Annotated in this window: 13 protein-coding genes; 4 read left to right on the forward strand and 9 right to left on the reverse strand. The window is 69.6% G+C overall.

Annotated elements, in window-relative coordinates; genetic code table 11:
* Positions 1–27: 27 nt before the first annotated feature.
* From DAT35_RS53610 to DAT35_RS53620, 3 genes are all read right to left on the reverse strand, one after another.
* The gene (locus DAT35_RS53610) at positions 28–975 is read right to left on the reverse strand and encodes a hypothetical protein (protein WP_108077239.1); all 948 of its coding nucleotides are present in this window, start codon (positions 973–975) and stop codon (positions 28–30) included.
* Between the two features lies 1 nt (position 976).
* The gene (locus DAT35_RS53615) at positions 977–1,384 is read right to left on the reverse strand and encodes a (deoxy)nucleoside triphosphate pyrophosphohydrolase (RefSeq protein ID WP_108077240.1); all 408 of its coding nucleotides are present in this window, start codon (positions 1,382–1,384) and stop codon (positions 977–979) included.
* Positions 1,385–1,452: 68 nt separating this feature from the next.
* Positions 1,453–2,604 (reverse strand): protein kinase, encoded by a 1,152-nt coding sequence (locus DAT35_RS53620; protein ID WP_108077241.1) that lies wholly within the window; start codon positions 2,602–2,604, stop codon positions 1,453–1,455.
* Between the two features lie 238 nt (positions 2,605–2,842).
* On the opposite strand from DAT35_RS53620, the gene DAT35_RS53625 reads away from it, so the two are divergent.
* From DAT35_RS53625 to DAT35_RS53635, 3 genes are all read left to right on the forward strand, one after another.
* The gene (locus tag DAT35_RS53625) at positions 2,843–3,274 is read left to right on the forward strand and encodes a helix-turn-helix transcriptional regulator (RefSeq protein ID WP_108077242.1); all 432 of its coding nucleotides are present in this window, start codon (positions 2,843–2,845) and stop codon (positions 3,272–3,274) included.
* 108 nt (positions 3,275–3,382) lie between these two features.
* Positions 3,383–3,871, forward strand: a complete 489-nt coding sequence (locus DAT35_RS53630) for a cytochrome c-type biogenesis protein (protein WP_108077243.1) — start codon at positions 3,383–3,385, stop codon at positions 3,869–3,871.
* Positions 3,868–4,791: a tetratricopeptide repeat protein gene (locus DAT35_RS53635; protein ID WP_108077244.1), complete on the forward strand. Its 924-nt coding sequence runs from the start codon at positions 3,868–3,870 to the stop codon at positions 4,789–4,791. The genes DAT35_RS53630 and DAT35_RS53635 overlap by 4 nt, the downstream gene beginning before the upstream one ends.
* 10 nt (positions 4,792–4,801) lie before the next feature.
* Here the strand turns inward: DAT35_RS53635 and DAT35_RS53640 are convergent, their stop codons facing one another.
* The 6 genes from DAT35_RS53640 to DAT35_RS53665 form a co-directional block, all read right to left on the reverse strand.
* Positions 4,802–6,376 carry a sensor histidine kinase gene (locus DAT35_RS53640; RefSeq protein WP_233262243.1) on the reverse strand — a complete coding sequence of 525 codons (1,575 nt, stop codon included), beginning with the start codon at positions 6,374–6,376 and terminating at the stop codon, positions 4,802–4,804.
* A 212-nt stretch (positions 6,377–6,588) separates the two neighbouring features.
* Complete coding sequence (locus DAT35_RS53645) at positions 6,589–7,521, reverse strand: class III extradiol ring-cleavage dioxygenase (RefSeq protein ID WP_108077245.1); 933 nt, start codon at positions 7,519–7,521, stop codon at positions 6,589–6,591.
* Between the two features lie 108 nt (positions 7,522–7,629).
* The gene (locus DAT35_RS53650; protein ID WP_108077246.1) at positions 7,630–7,902 is read right to left on the reverse strand and encodes a DUF2277 domain-containing protein; all 273 of its coding nucleotides are present in this window, start codon (positions 7,900–7,902) and stop codon (positions 7,630–7,632) included.
* A gap of 76 nt (positions 7,903–7,978) precedes the next feature.
* Positions 7,979–9,262: an RNA polymerase sigma factor gene (locus tag DAT35_RS53655; protein WP_108077247.1), complete on the reverse strand. Its 1,284-nt coding sequence runs from the start codon at positions 9,260–9,262 to the stop codon at positions 7,979–7,981.
* Positions 9,263–9,392: 130 nt separating this feature from the next.
* On the reverse strand, positions 9,393–9,836 hold the full coding sequence (locus DAT35_RS53660) for a DoxX family protein (protein WP_108077248.1): 444 nt from the start codon (positions 9,834–9,836) through the stop codon (positions 9,393–9,395).
* Between the two features lie 18 nt (positions 9,837–9,854).
* On the reverse strand, positions 9,855–11,780 hold the full coding sequence (locus DAT35_RS53665) for a serine/threonine-protein kinase (RefSeq protein ID WP_108077249.1): 1,926 nt from the start codon (positions 11,778–11,780) through the stop codon (positions 9,855–9,857).
* A gap of 180 nt (positions 11,781–11,960) precedes the next feature.
* Between DAT35_RS53665 and DAT35_RS53670 the strand changes: the two genes are divergently transcribed.
* Complete coding sequence (locus DAT35_RS53670; protein WP_158502291.1) at positions 11,961–15,884, forward strand: kelch repeat-containing protein; 3,924 nt, start codon at positions 11,961–11,963, stop codon at positions 15,882–15,884.
* Positions 15,885–15,922 lie beyond the last annotated feature (38 nt).

The following is a 15,922-nucleotide window of genomic DNA, read 5'->3' on the forward strand; positions in this document are numbered from 1 at the left end:
CGGACACCTTCCTCCCGGGGACACCGCTCAGCGGCAGTCCACCCGGTACAGGATCTGCCCGGCGAACTCGGAGCCGAGCAGGTAGGAGTGCCCATCCGTCAACCAGGTGATGGCCTCGGACTGGGCCTGGCTGGGGCTGGGGACCTCCACCACCGGTGACCGGATGAGTTCCTCCAGGCGGGTGGCGCCGGAGCGGCGCACTTCCCACACGCGCGTATAGGTACGCAGCAGCAGCCGCTGCCCGGACGGATGGAGCGCCGCCGAGGTGGTGCGGAAGTCGACGTTCCCCGGCGTGCGCAGGGTGCCCAGGTGCGTGGCCGTCGTCACCGTGCCCGGCGCGAGCCCGTCCAGCGCGAAGACCTCGCCCAGCGAGTCCCGCTCCTTGGTGATGACCGCCAGCCGGGCCGTGCGAGGCTCGAGCACGAGCGACTCGGCGTCATGGGGCCTGTCCGGGTAGACGAAGGGGAGCGTCTCCACGGGGAGGGTGGCATCGGCCACCTGCTCCGGCTCGGGGAAGCGGAAGATGCGCACCTGCTTGCGCCGCTCGAAGTTGTCCCCGGTGTCCGCCAGGTAGAGGCACGAGCGCGCCTCTCCCGAGGCACACGGACCCACGGCGATGTCCTCGAGGTCCAACCCCGCCAGGTCCTTCGGCTCCACACCGGTGAGCGTCAGGGTGGCGAGCACCCTGCCCGACGCGTCGATGGCGAACACCTGGAAGGCGTTGCCGGAGTCGTTGTGCGTCCACAGCACGCCCTCGTGGCGGGTGCTGGCGGCGAGGCCGGACATCTCGGCCAGCACCAGGGGGACGCGGCCCACATCCCGGGGCGTGCCGTAGAGCTGGCAGCCAGGCACGCCCTCGGCGGGAGGGTAGCGCAGGTCTGCGGCCGCCGTGGAGGCATCCGGGCTGGAGGGCTTCTTCGTGGTGCAGGCCACCCACACCGCCCCCGCGAGCACCAGGGCGAGACGACGGCCCACGTCAGGCTTCCAGGCCCAGCAGCTTGGCCAGCGTCTTCGCGTCCGCGTCGGGGAACTGGTACTTCGACATCTCCTCCAGCGTCACCCAGCGGTGGTCATGCACGCGCAGGTGCTGGATGGCCGACTCGGGGCTGGAGAGCCGGCACCGGTAGACGCGGAAGTCGATGTCGTAGGTGGGGTACTCGTGGTGGGTATGGAGGGCCTGATCCATCACCACCACCTCCACGCCCATCTCCTCGCGGATCTCCCGGGCGAGCGCCTGCTCGTCCGACTCCCCTTCCTCCACACGGCCTCCGGGGAACTCCCACAACAGGGGAAGCGTCGCCTTGGGCGGACGCTGGGTGATGAGGTAGCGCCCCTCGGCGTTCTGCAACATCGCGCCGACGACGCGGATGTGACGGCGAGCCATCTCCAGACTCCTTCTCACGGAAGCAGGAAGGCGGCGGCCTAGCACGGCCCGGGCCCCCAGGCCAAGCCTCAGGACGCCTTTCCAGGCCCCCCGCGACGCCCCCGCGGCCCCGTCCGCCCCCGCTTCAGAGACCCCGAGGACTCCTCCAGGTCCTCCAGGACCGCCTCCGTCAGGGAGGAGACCTCCGCCACCAGCTCGGCCCGCCCGTACCTCAGGCCGGAGCGCCACAGGTGATCCCGGAGCGCCTGGCCCAGCTCCGCCCCCGTGGAGTAACGGTCCTCCTTCCGGGGCGCGAGCGTCCGGTGGAGGATGGGCCTCAGCCCCTCGGGCAGCGGGCGCGCCGCCTCCTCCACTTCCTGGAGGCTCAGCTGGCGCATCCGCTTCATCAGCTCCGAGGTGCGCAGGGGGCTCATCTCCTCGAGGCCCGGCACCCGGCCCGACCCATCCCCGCGCGCCTGCAGCTGGCGGCTGAGCAGCTCGGCCTCGTAACGAGGGGCGGCGCCCAGCAGGTGCCGGCCGGTGAGCAGCTGCAGCAACACCAGTCCCAGGGAGAACAGATCCGAGCGCCCATCGAGCAGCTCCAACATGGCCCGCTCGGGGGAGCTGTAGGCCAGGTTGCCCACGTCCGTGTCCCCCTCGGTGGAGATGCGCCCCTCGAGCCGGGACCACGCCGCGCCGAAGTCCATCAACTTCACCTCGCCATAGCGGCCCACGAGGATGCCCTGCGGGGTCACATCCCGGTGGACCACGGCCAGGTGCCGCCCCTTCTCGTCGTTGACGGTGTGCGCGTAGTGCAACCCTTCCGCGACCTCTGAGGTCACATAGCAGGCGAAGGCCTCCGAAAAACCACGGCCGGATCTCGCCGCCAGACGCATGAGGTCACCCAGGCGCGCTCCCTCGACGTACTCGAGCAACAGGAACGGCTCCGCCGCCGAGCCCGCGAGCAACTGCACGGAGACGATGTTGGGGTGGCGCAACTGGCCACCCAGGCGCGCCTCCTCCACCAGACGCTGGTAGTCTTCCTGGCGCACCACGCGGTTGAGCCGCTTGAGGACGGTGTACCCTCCTTCTCCCTGGTGATAACGCAGACGTGTCAGCAGCAACTCTCCGTGATGGCCCTGTCCCAACGAGCGGACGAGCTCATAGCTCGCCTGCCCTGCATCGAGCACCACCGGGTGGGTTGCACGAGGGGGGTTCTCAGGGGTCGGCCGGATCGACATACGAAGCACTCCTTGGGGGTATCCGCGAGATGACTCGAAAGGTACACATGCGCCGCCAGAAGGACCAAGAACGATGACGAGGCAGAAATGGCGCGAACATTGGGGCTCTGACCTCGAAAGTCATATCTACTTCACAGATGACTCTTGAAGTCACCACTTTTCCGGTTATCTTAGAAGTCACGTAGGCCCGGGTGTTCCGGGCCGTACGTCTTCACCCTTGTCTCCAGGACCGCACGGCATGGCACTCCCTCGAGGACTGGCAGCGACGATCGGGACCGCGGCCCGGGCGGCGCGGGTCCGGGCCAATCTCACCCAGGAAGACGTGGCCGAGCGGGTAGGACTCGCCACCGAGGTCTACGGAAGGCTGGAGCGCGGAGGGATGCTCCCCAGCGTGCCCACGCTCAGGAAACTGTGCGAGACCCTGCGCATCCCCTCGGACGTGCTGCTGGGGCTCACGCCGGCGCAGGAGAACTTCTGGGCGAAGGAGCCCCCGCCCCGGCCCGTCGAGGAGCCCGGGGAGATCCGCCGCCTGGTGCGCACCGTGAAGAAGCTGGAGCCGGCCGAGTTCCGCCTGCTCAGCCTCATGGCCACCGGCCTGGTTCGTCTGCGGCTGATGAGGCGCGGCCGGACCTCCCAGGAGGACGAGGGCGCGTCCGACGACTCCCTCTAGGCGCTCCGGGCGGCGGGCGGCCGGGCGGAGCGTCCCCTCCCCTGCCCTCGGGTTTCCCTGGGCAACACCCGGTCTCTGGCGATAGGTAGGCCGGAGTCCGGGGATCCCATGACCGCCGCCCTCCTCTCGCTCACCCTCTTTCTCGCCTCGGGGCAGTTCGCGCCCCAGCAGGCCGGAACCGAACCTCTCGCGCCGCCCCTGGAGGCGCGCGTCCACACGCTCGGCAAGGAGCTGCGCTGCGCCGTGTGCCAGGGCCTGTCCATCGCGGACAGCCCCTCGTCCATGGCCCGCGCCCAGCTCGACAAGGTGCGCGAGCTGGTGGCGGAGGGAAAGACGGACCAGGAGATCCGTGACTACTTCGTGGCCCGCTACGGCGAGTGGGTGCTGCTGCAGCCCAAGGCCGAGGGCGTGAACCTGCTCGTGTGGCTGGGCCCGGTGGCCCTGCTGCTGGGCGGGGCCTATGTCATCGCCCGGCAGGTGCGGCGCGAGCCCGAGCCCGCCACCCCCGCGGCCTCCGCGCCCGCGGCGACGGGCACCTCCGACAACGAATCCGTGGACCCGTACCTCGCGGCCGTGCGCCGGGAGCTGGATCAATGAACCCGCCGACCACCAACTGGACGCCCGGCCTCATCGTACTCGCGGTGGGCTTCATCGCCGCGGCGCTCTTCCTCCTCACCCAGCGCCGCAAGGGCGCGCCCGCGCCGGAGCCGAAGGGCGGAGTGCTCGAGGACCTGGAGCGGCGCTACCAGTCCCTCATCGAGCAGCTCAAGGAGCTGGCGGCGGAGAAGCACACCGTGACGCCGGAGCACTACGCGGCGGAGCGCTCCCGGCTGGAGCTGGAGGCCGCGGCGGCGCTGCGCGCCAAGGACGAGCACCAGAAGAAAAAGGACGGAGCGCCCGCGGCGCAGACGGCGCCGGTATCCACGGGCTTCCTATCGCCGCAGCTCAAGGGCGCGCTGTGGGGCGGCGGCATCGTGCTGTTCTTCGGCATCCTGGGCTACACGCTCGTTTCCGAGCAGCGCACGCGTGGCGAGGAAGATGCCGCGACGGGCCGGGTGCCTCCGGGCATGGCCGGCAACGGGCAGCAGATGCAGCAGGAGGATCCCGAGCTGACCCAGGCGATGGAGCGCCTGAAGAACAACCCGGGGGACCTGGATGCGGCGGCGCTGCTGAGCCACGAGCTCATCCGGCGGCAGATGTACGAGGAGGCCGATCGCGTGACGATGCGCGCGTTGGCGATGGATCCCTTCAACGTGGAGCTGCGGGTGCACAAGGGCGTGCTGCGGGCCGTGCGCGGCGACGAGGCCGGCTCGGAGCAGGAGCTGACGCAGCTGGTGGACACGTACCCGGACGCGCAGGAGGCGCTGCTCTTCATGGGCGCCATCGCGATGCGGCGGGGCGACAAGGCCAAGGCGCTGGAGTCCTTCGAGCGCTTCGCCGTGGAGGTGCCCGCCAACATGCAGCCGCCGCCACTGCTCTCGGCCATCCAGCAGCTTCGCGGCGAGCTGGGCCGGTAGGCACGCGAGCTCACGCTCGGCTGACCGATGCGAGGGCTTCCTCGGCCCGGAAGGGAAGCTCGACGGTGAAGGTGGCGCCCTGACCGGGGCCGGCGCTCGTCGCGGTGAGCCGGCCCTTCAGTTCCTCCGCGGCCAGGGCGCTCATGTGCAGGCCGAAGCCGTGCCCGCCCCTCTTCGTGGTGAAGCCCTGGGAGAACACCCGTGTCAGGTTCTCCGGGGCGATGCCCAGGCCATTGTCCGTCACCTCGATGCGCAGGTGCCGTCCTCCAGCTCCGGGACCGACGCGGATGGTCAGCCGCTTGTCCTGCACACTGCTGTCCACGAGCGCATGCCGCGCATTGCTCAGCAGGTTGAGGAGGATCTGCAGCAGCTTGTGCCGATCCACCACGATGGGAGGCACCTCGGCGTACTCACACCGCACCTCGATGCCAGACTGCTCGAACGCGCCGGCGTCCAGGCGCAGCGCATCATCGATGAGCTGTGGCACCGTGATCAGCTCCACCACGCCAACCAACCGCGCGTGCTGCTGCTGCATGCTGACGATGGACTTGATGTGCTCGACACCCTCTCCCAGCGCATTCATCTCCGCCAGGAGCTCCGCGCGCTCCTCCGTCAGTTGCTGCGAGAGGGCGCTGAGATAGGCCGGCAGCATCGTGCCGCGTGGGTCGGTGGTCAGGAAGGCCGGGAGGTCCGTGGAGTGCTCGCTCAGCATCCCGGTGGCCTGAACCAGCTTCGAGATCCGTGAGCCGCGCAGCCGATCCGTCACGACACCGACCGAGATGTTGACGCTGTTGAGCGTGTTGCCCACGTTGTGCAGCACGCCCGTGGCGATCTCCGTCATCCCGGCCTGACGCGAGACCGCCAGCAGGGTATGGTGCAGCTCGCCCAGCTTGGCCTCGGCCTCCTTCCGGGCCTGGATGTCCCGCGCGAGCTCCGCATGGGTCGCGGCATGCGCGGAGCTGTACAACCACCCGACCGCCCACCCCGCCACGATGCACAGTCCCGCGAGGGCGTGCATCACCCACTCATAGTCAGGGTAGGCAGCGGGAGGCCGGGAGCCGAAGGTCTGGTGCCAGAGCGGCTGGACGACCACGATCACCAGGCTCATGGGGACGAGGATGAGGAGCCCTCTGCGCGGTCCCAACAGGTACACCGTCAGGACCGTGATCAACATCCCCGCCGCGTGCGACATGAGGTTGGAGTCATCCGTGATGAGGGCGGTCATGACGAACCCGGACGACATGATCGCGCTCAGGAGCAACGCCGGGAGACGGGTCGAGGACGCCCTGCGCAGGATCCGCAGCATTCCCAGGTAGCAGAGCGTCGTGGTGCCGCCCCCCACGAAGTACCGCCAGGGCATCCCCGCCATCAGGAAGGCCATCGTGGTCGAGCCGGTGAGCAGCAGCAGGGTGATGGCCGAGCCAGCCACCACCCGGGCGCGGCCACGCTCGTCAGGTGGCGCCCGGCGCAGCTCCTCCGAGAGCCATCGATCCATCCATTTGAGAAAGCCCACGGCCAGTTTGCTGGGTGGAACTCGCGTATCAGGCGCCGCGGGTCCCTTCTTCTCACTGGTACTGCTCGGCATGTCAGGTGTCCCCTCCCATGGGCTGAGCGCACGCCCCGTGAGCGCACCACCCAGTGGGCACCTCACTTCAATCTGGAGCAAGCGAGAGGATCATTCTGGACGGGAGCTCCGCTCTTTTCGAGCAGGCCCCCTCTCACACGGCGGAGGGAGGGGCAGGTTCCTGCGCCGAGCAGCATCTGGAGGGCTCGTAGTTGCTACGGGAGGGGAAGCCCTCACCCGTAGTGATACGCGGACAGCCTCAGCCCGAGGACCGTCCCGTTGTACCCGATGGTGCCCCGGTCCTCTCCCGCGGCACCGGCAATGACCATCAGCGGCAGGAGGTGCTCTTCGCGCGGGTGAGCGAGCCGCGCGGAGGGCGCGGTCGACCAGTGCGCCAGCCGCTCGTCGCGCTCGCGGGCCGGGAGCGTCGCCGCATCCCGCAGCCACGCGTCGAAGGCCTCGGAGACGGGGCGCGCACGGGGATCGCCGAAGGCACGCAGGTTGTGGAAGGTCATTCCACTTCCGACGATGAACACGCCTTCGTCACGCAACGGCTGAAGCGCGCGCCCCATCGCGAGGTGCTCCTTCGGTTCGAGCCCCTGCTTGAGGCTGAGCTGGACCGTCGGCACGTCCGCACCCGGGTACGTCAGCTTCAACGGAACGAAGGTGCCATGATCGAAGCCGCGCTCGGTATTCTCCGCGGTCTCGAAGCCGGCCTTTCCGAGCAGCTCGCGCACGCGCGCCGCCAGCTTCGGTTCGCCCGGCGCGGGCCAGGTGATCTGGTACGACTCGGGGGGGAAGCCATAGTAGTCGTACAGCATCGGCGGCCGCGCGCCGCTCATCACGGTCGGCACCGGCTCTTCCCAGTGCGCGGAGATGACCAGCACCGCCTTCGGAGGCGACTTCGGCAGAGCGTGCAGGTTGCGCAGGTACGTCGCGAGCTGGTCCAGCTCCGCCTTGTCGCCAAAGCCGAGATCCACGAACGGCCACGGCCCGCCACCGTGCGGGAGGAAGACGACCGGCATCCGCGCGCCCTTCGGAGCGCCCGCGGACGCGCTGCCACTTCCAGCCACGGCCGCACCTGCCGCGACCATCGCCGCGCCCGTGATGCCGGCGGCGATCGCCTCGCGCCGGGTGATGCCTTCGTCATCTCTGCCGTTGCTCATGAACAGGTCCTCAGCCGCGCGGAGTGCCCGGCGCTCGATTGTAACGTCCGGACACAACGGGCGCAGCGAGGACTCCAGAGCACGCCCGGACTCGCACCGCTCCGCGCGTCAGCCGCGGCTGAAGCGCAGGCGGGAGCGCTCGCGCGCCTTCTCGGCCTCGACCGCGCGATCTCTCGGCTGGGCCGTCGTGGACAGTGACGCCATCAGCACGCGAGCAGCGGCCGTGATGTCATCCACGGCTTTCGTGAAGGCCGCTTCATTCACCTGCGACGGTTTGTTGAAGCCGCTCAGCTTGCGCACGAACTGCAACGACGCCGCGCGGATCTCCTCTTCGGTGGCTGGCGGCTCGAAGTTGAACAGCGTCTTGATGCTCCGGCACATGGCGGCCTCCAATCATGCTCAACACGTCGGGAGCGGGATCCTAGTCCCGCTCCGGCATGGCACCAATCCCGGAGGCTCAGCTCGGTGGCCGAAGCGGGGCGCGGGCGCACTCCGCTGCACGCTCGAGCAGAAGGTCTCGCTCGCGTGCGTTGCGCGTGAGCGATGCAGCGCGCTCGAACTCCACACGGGCCTCGTCGAAGCGGCCGAGCTTCGCGAGGAAGTCGCCACGCACGCTCGGCAACAGGTGATAGCCCTTGAGCGAGGGCTCCGAGGTCAGCGTATCGACGAGCGCGAGGCCCTCTGCTGGACCGAACGCCATCGAGAACGCGACCGCGCGATTCAGCTCCACGACGGGTGAGGGCAAGACCTGGGCCAGCTCCGTGTAGAGCGCCGCGATGCGCCCCCAGTCCGTCTCCGCCGCCGTGCCCGCTCGTGCGTGACAGGCGGCGATCGCGGCCTGCAACGCGTACGGGCCTCGTGCGCCGCCAAGCGCCTCGGCACGCTCGAGCGCCCGGAGACCCCGATGGATGAGGACGCGATCCCAGAGCGCGCGATTCTGCTCGAGCAACAGGACCGGCGCTCCCGATGGACCGATCCGCGCCCGGGCGCGCGACGCCTGGATCTCCATGAGCGCCACGAGGCCATGGACCTCGGGCTCGTTCGGAACGAGCCCGGCCAGGATACGGCCCAGCCGGAGCGCGTCCTGGCAGAGCTCGGGCCGCATCCAGTCGTCACCCGCCGTCGCCGAGTAACCCTCGTTGAAGATGAGGTAGATGACCTCGAGCACCGATGACAGACGGGCGGCGAGCTCGGCTCCGCGAGGGACCTCGAAGGGGACATGCGCCTCGGCGAGGGTCCGCTTGGCCCGGACGATCCGCTGGGCGACCGTTGCCTCGGGGACGAGGAACGCACGCGCGATCTCCCCGGTCGTCAGGCCTCCGAGCAAACGGAGCGTGAGCGCCACGCGCGCCTCGGACGAGAGGACCGGATGACAGGCCGTGAACACGAGGCGCAGGAGGTCGTCGCCAACGTCATCGTCGATCGCGGCGTCGAGATCCGGCGTGGCGCTCTCGCGCTGAGCCTCGAGCTCGTGACCGAGCTCTTCGTGCTTGAGCTCGAGCCTCTTGCTCCGACGCAGCTGGTCGATCGCACGATGCTTCGCGGTGGCCATGAGCCAGGCGCCCGGGTTGTCCGGAACACCCGACTTCGGCCACTGCTCGAGCGCGGCGACGAGCGCATCCTGCGCGAGCTCCTCGGCAAGACCCACGTCACGCACCATCCGTGCGAGACCGGCGATGAGCCTGGCCGACTCGATCCTCCAAATCGCGTTGATCGCGCGATGCGTATCGGAAGCCGTCACGGCTACCACCTAGAGCATCTTCAGCCGCCGGAGCAAGGACGAGGCGCGGTGACTATCAGCGCCGCGACTCACGAGGTCGGATTCCAGGACCTGGATTCACTTTCAGTCGCAGCGGCAACAGAACGTCCGTTCATCGCCGCTCGCCAAATACCTTCGCGTCCAGAGAGAACCTTCCGGGCCCCAACGCCAGCAGCAGGATGGCGATCCCCAGGTAGACCAGGGCCGGTTCGTACGAGGTTCCTCCCGTGGGATTCACGAAGGGGTCCTTCCGCACCAGCAGGTGCATGTTGACGGCGACCGTCATCGTGCAGGCGATTCCCAGTGACGCGAGCGGGGTCAAGAGCCCGAGTATCCAGGCAATGCCTCCGCCGAACTCCGAGAGCGCCGCCAGGAACTGGAAGAAACCGGGAACGGGGGACTGGGGGCCCATCCAGCCCCATGGGCTCTGTATCTTCCCCCACCCGTGAAAGACAAACGCGGCTCCGACGATCAGGCGAAGCAGAAGAAGTGCGCCCGAGCCAAAGGTTGGCAGTGGAACGGGCTGCAGGTAGCGCTTCAGGTTTGCCTTCGCCATCTGGCTCCTCCTCGCTGACTACGGATCCGTGCGAACGAAGAACTTGCAGAGCTTCTCCCCGGAACGAACCTCACAGTCGGAGCTGTAGTTGCGCCCCGTGGGTCCGTGCCTCAGCGAGAGCTGGTGCCGCCCCTCGTAGAGCATGACCTGGGTTTCGCCGTTGAGGAGCTGCCCGTCCACCGAGAGGACCGTCATGTCGTCCGGCCGGCCGCGCAGCGTCACGCTCACCAGCTTGGGCGTGAACGAGAGCACGCGCTTCTCCCCCGCCTTGAGCTGGAGCCGCGCCGTCCTTTCAAACCGGGCCTTCCCGTTCGTGCCGGACACCTCGATGCGCACCGTCCCCGGCTCGACGGACAGCGCCAGCGGCGTGCGGCCCATGGTTTTGTCATTGAGCCGCACCTGCGCGGGAGGAGTGGACTCCACCCGGAGCGTGGCCCGCATGAGGGCCTCGGAGCCGGCCTCCGGTTCGGGAGCGGAAGGAGCGGCCGCGCCAGGCTCGGGGGAAGCAGCAGCAGGGGTGGGCTCGGGAGAAGCAGCGACCGCGCCAGACTCGGGAGAAGGGGCTGCAGCCGCGCTGGTCTCGGGAGAAGCAGCGGCCGCAGAGGGCTCGGGGGAAGGGGCTGCGGCCGCGCCAGACTCGGGAGAAGGGGCTGCGGCAGTGGTGGGTGCAGAAGGCGCGGGCCCCGGCGAAGGAGTGGGCGCGGGAGTGGCGGGGGCCGGGAGCGCTGAGGAAGGAGCCGACCTGGTGTGCACGGACCACCCTACGCCGACGCCCGCTGCCAGCAGCACCAGGGAGAGTCCAGCCAGCCAGAGCCGAGGCGCGCGGCGTTGTGGAGGTGCAGGCGCCAGCTCGATGGTTTGCGAGAAACCCGTTCCCGCAGTGGATGGCCTCGCGGCCTCCATCACGGCGGCAGGGGGCACCTGCGATGGTGCAGGTGCAGGTGCAGGCGTGCGCACGGGCGTGGAAATGCGGGCCGAGGCCGAGCGGACCGAAGGTGTCGACTGCGCCAGCGCCAGCTCATCGGACGGCAACGTGGGGAAGAGCTCCCTCACCAGCTGCCCGATCTCCCGCATCCCCACCCGCTGGCCCCACTGGAAGAGCACTTCATCGAGCGCGGACTGCAACTCACGACAGCTCGCATAGCGCTCCGCCGGATCGCGGGCGAGCGCCTTGTCGATGATGCGGGCCAGGGTCTCGGGTGTCTCCGGACGCAGCTCCCGCACTCCCACCAGGGGCTCGTCGAGCACGGCCCGCATCACCTGCACGTCGCTCTCCCCTTCGAAGGGTTTGCGGCCGGCGACCAGTTCGTAGAGCACCACTCCCAGTGCGTACAGGTCCGAGCGCGCACTCGCCGGCTGGCCCTTCAGGTACTCCGGAGCCATGTAGCTCAGCTTCCCCTTGAGCACGCCCGAGCGCGTGTGAGGACCCCCGTTGGCTGCCTTTGCAATACCAAAGTCCATCACCTTCACGTTCCCCGCTCGGGAGACCAGCAGGTTGTCCGTGCTGATGTCCCGGTGGACCACCCCCAGGGGCTCTCCCGTGCGCGGGTCCACCAACTCGTGCGCATAGGCCAGTCCTTCACAGGCCAGGCACACGATGCGGACGACCAGTTCGAGAGGGATTGGGCGCCCCTGCTGCAGCGCTCTCTTGAAGAGCGAGCGCAGGTTGGGGCCCTCCACGTACTCCATCGCGATGAAGTACGCGTCCGCCTCCATGCCGAAATCGAAGATCTGGACGATGTTGGGGTGATCCAGCCGTGCCACCAACTTCGCCTCGGAGAGGAACATCTCCACGAACTGAGAATCCTCCGCCAGGTGGGGGAGGATCCGCTTGACGACCAGCAGCTTCTCGAAGCCCATGGGGCCGGCCGTCTTGGCCAGGAAGACCTCGGCCATGCCGCCGGTGGCCAGCTTCCGGACCAGCAGGTATCTCCCCATTTCCATGTGCTCCATGGGACCTTTGCCTGATATGGGTTCTGAAGGAGGTGCCCCCCTTAGCACACCATGCACACCCCCGCTCCTGTCCGCTTCTCCTGGACATGGCTATGTCTCCTGCTTGCCTGTACTGCACCTGTTAGCAGCAGGGACGACTCCGCCACCCGTCCTGACGTTGTTGAGTCCACAGTGTCCGACACCGGCATCTCAGGCCGCACGAGCGCCCTGGGCGCCACGGCCATTGCCCCCACCTGGGACGCCGCCCGGCCCCTGGGCACGCCGCGCCACTCGCACTCCACCACCCTGCTCCTGAATGGGAAGCTCCTCGTGGCCGGCGGCTCCGACGGGGGGCAGGCCGTCAAGACCGCCGAGCTGTATGACCCCGCCACCGGCGTCTGGACGGCCACCGGCCCCATGGGCGGCGCTCACTTTGTTCACTGCGCCACGCTGTTGGCTTCCGGAATGGTGCTCGTCACGGGTGGGGACGATGGAACAAAGCCTATCGCCACAGCGGAATTGTACGACCCGGCCACAGGCACCTGGCGCGCCGCCACGCCCATGTCCACGCCCCGCTCCGGACACACGACCACCTTGTTGAAGGATGGCCGGGTGCTGGTGGTCGGCGGCTCCAGTGGCACGGAGGCCCTCGCCACCGCGGAGCTGTACGACCCGGCCACCAATTCGTGGACCTCCACCCGCGTCCTGGCGAGCGCCCGCTCCGGGCACACGGCCACCCTGCTTCCCTCGGGGAAGGTGCTCGTCAGCGGCGGCGCGGGCAGCACCACCGCCGAGCTGTACGATCCCTCCACGGGTGACTGGACCCCGGGCGGCTCCATGAAGGCGCTGCGCAACTATCCCTCCGCCACCCTGCTGCCCTCCGGAAAGGTGCTCGTCGCCGGTGGCATCTACGGCGCGACGACCCTGGCCACCGCCGAGTTCTACGACCCGGCCACCAACTCCTGGGCGTCGACCGGAGCGATGGCCACCGCGCGGAGCTATCCCTCCGCCACCGTCCTGCCCTCCGGAAAACTCCTCGTGACCGGAGGACAGAGCAACCCGGGGAGCATCCTCGCCGCCGCCGAGCTGTATGACCCGGCCTCGGGCACCTGGGCCGCCGCGCCGTCCCTGGCGGCCGCTCGCATGTTCCATACAGCCACCCTGCTGACCTCGGGCAGGGTCCTCGTGGTGGGCGGCTCCAACGGGAGCACCGCCATGGCGTCCACCGAGCTCTACGATCCGGGCCCGCCGCTCTGGGTGCCCACCGGGGCCATGGCCGCCGCGCGCCAGTCGCAGGTGGCCACGCTGCTGCCCTCGGGGAAGGTACTGGTGGCGGGTGGCTCCCGGGAGAGTGGCGTGAGTTCCACCGCCGAGCTGTATGACCCGGAGCGAGGCACCTGGGACGCCACGGCGCCCATGGCGTCCGCGCGCACCAATCACACCCTCACCCTGCTGCCCTCCGGCAGGGTGCTCGTCGTCGGCGGCTTCGACGGCACCCGCGTCCTCGCCACCGCCGAGCTCTACGATCCGGGCGCGGCCCTCTGGGCTCCCCTGGCGCCCCTGGCCCTGCGCCGTGGGCTCCACACGGCAACGCTGCTGCCCTCGGGCAAGGTGCTCGTCGCGGGCGGCTCCAACGAGGAGGCCGTCACCGCCAGCGCCGAGCTGTATGACCCGGCCACCGGCTCCTGGAGCGCCACCGGGGCGATGACCGCCGCGCGCAGCCGTCACGCGGCCGTGTTGCTGCCCTCGGGCAAGGTGCTCGTCGTGGGCGGGGTGGCCGGCAGCACGACACTCACCAGCGCCGAGCTGTATGACCCGACCACCGGCTCCTGGAGCACCACCGGCTCCATGGCCTTTGCCCGGCAGGGCCCCACGGCGACGCTGCTGCCGTCGGGGCGAGTGCTCGTCGCGGGCGGCTCGGACGGGACCAGCTTCCTCACGCGCGCCGAGCTGTACGATCCGGTGACCGGCTCCTGGAGCGCCACGAGCAACAACATGTCGACCGGGCGGCGGGGCCATACGGCGACGCTGCTTCCCTCGGGCAGGGTGCTCGTCGCGGGCGGCTCCAAGACGACCCAGCCCCTGACCGCGGATCTGTATGAGCCCGCGACGGGAACCTGGGTGGCAACGCCGGAGGCGAGCGCCGCGTATGTGAACCATACGGCCACACTGCTTCCCCAGGGCCGGGTGCTCCTCACGGGCGGTACCACCGCGAGCGCGGAGTTGTTCGACGACCGGGGGACGCTCGAGCCGTGGCGCCCCGAGCTCACTTCGCCGGACCTGCTGCCCCCCGGAACGAGCGTCACCCTCTCGGGCGAGCTCCTGCGGGGACTCTCGGAAGCCAGCAACGGCAGCTTCAATTCCTCGTCCAGCGCGGTCCCCGTGTTCGTGCTCACCTCGAACGAGCAGGGCACCCAGGTGCCGCTCACCGCGAGCCAGTTCTCGGAGACCTCCGCCACGCTCGACGTGCCACGGATTGCTCCGGGCGCGTATGTCCTTTCCGTCCTGGTCAATGGTCTGTCTTCAGGCCGGAAAGTGCGCATCGCGGACGCCACGGTGCCTGACACCGGGTTCACGGCCACGCCCGCGAGCCTGACGAACGCGCGCAGCGCCACCTTTTCCCTGGCCTCGCCAGACACGGACCTGATGGGCTTCGAGTGCAGCCTGGACGCCGCCGCCTTCGCGCCCTGTGCCAGCCCGACCACCCTGCCCCCGCTCACCGATGGCGCGCACACGTTCGCGGCCCGCGCCGTCGACACGAGCGGCAACGTGGACGCCACGCCCGTGAGCTCCACCTGGACGGTGGACACGCAGCCGCCTCCGCCTCCCGTGGTGACGTCGCCCGTCGCGGGCGCGCAGGTGAAGGGCCTCCCCACCATCACCGGTACCGCGGAGGCGGGCAGCCAGGTGTCCGTGTACTTCGATGGAACCCTCGCGGGCACCGCCGTGGCCGCCGATGGCACCTGGAGCATCACCTCCGAGCTGGAGCCAGACTCGCAGCCGCATGCCCTCACCGCCACGGCCACCGACGGGGCCGGCAACGTGAGCCCGAGCTCACCGGCGGTGAGCTTCCAGGCCCATCCGGACAGCTACTACTCGGGCTGGGGCTGCGGCAGCGCACCCGGCACCCCGGGCCCCTGGGCCTGGGCCGCGCTGGCCTCCGTGTTCCTGTTGCGGCGTGCTCGCGGAGCCCGCCGGGGGCTGGTGGTCATCATGACGGCGCTCGTGCTCGCCGTGCCCGTCCGAGCGGTGGCGGAGACGCCCTCCTGCCCCACGTGCCCGAAGCCGACGAATCCCTCCCTGCGCCGGGTGGAGCGTTTGTATGGAGACCTGGAGTACGAGAAGGCCCTGGCCCTGCTCCAGAAGGTCCGAGCCCGGGGCAGCAACGGCCCCGAGGATGTGCTCTGGATGGATTTGATGGAGGGAATGCTCCACTACGGCCTGGGCCACATGGAGCAGTCGGATGCGGCCTTCGTGCGCGCGCTGGACCAGGATGCCACCGTGTCGCTGCCGATCGAGGGTGCCTCCCAGACGTTGAAGGATCGATTCGAGCGGCTGCGGCAACAACGGACGCAGCCGAAGACGCCGGCACCTGCGGCCACGGCCCCGCCACCGCCCCCAAGTGCGCCCCCCGCCGCGGTGGTGGAAGCTCCTGCGCCCACTCCCGAGGCCCCGGGAGGGTGGGCGCTGCGGATGGTGGGCCTGCGCGGAGAGCGGGACGTGATGGGGTCGGGCTTCGTTCCCGCTCTGACGGCGGAGGTCGTCCATGCGCCTGGCGCGACCCCGGAAGGATTTGGATACGGTGCGGCCCTCACGGTGCTGGGACAGAAGGCTGGCGCGGGTGTGCGTGCCGAGGGCCGGCTCCACACACCGGGACTCCAGACATCGGGCGGGATGCTGCTGCGGCCCTACGGTCTGCTGGGCGCCACCGCCTTCTTCCCTCAGGGGAGCGTGGGAGGCCGTGCGGGCCTGGGGTTGGGGATCCGGACGGGGCGTCTCCATGTCTTCGGGGATGTGGCCTATGAGCGCTTCTTCAATGCGGAGCGGGGCTTCGGCGCGAATGCCATCCTGCTGGCCCTGGGGATTGGCTGGGCCCCCACGGCATCCAGTTGGTGAGGACGGAGGGGGCAACCTCTGGCTTGACGCTCCCGCCC

The sequence above is a fragment of the Vitiosangium sp. GDMCC 1.1324 genome (assembly GCF_003044305.1).
Taxonomy (GTDB): domain Bacteria; phylum Myxococcota; class Myxococcia; order Myxococcales; family Myxococcaceae; genus Archangium.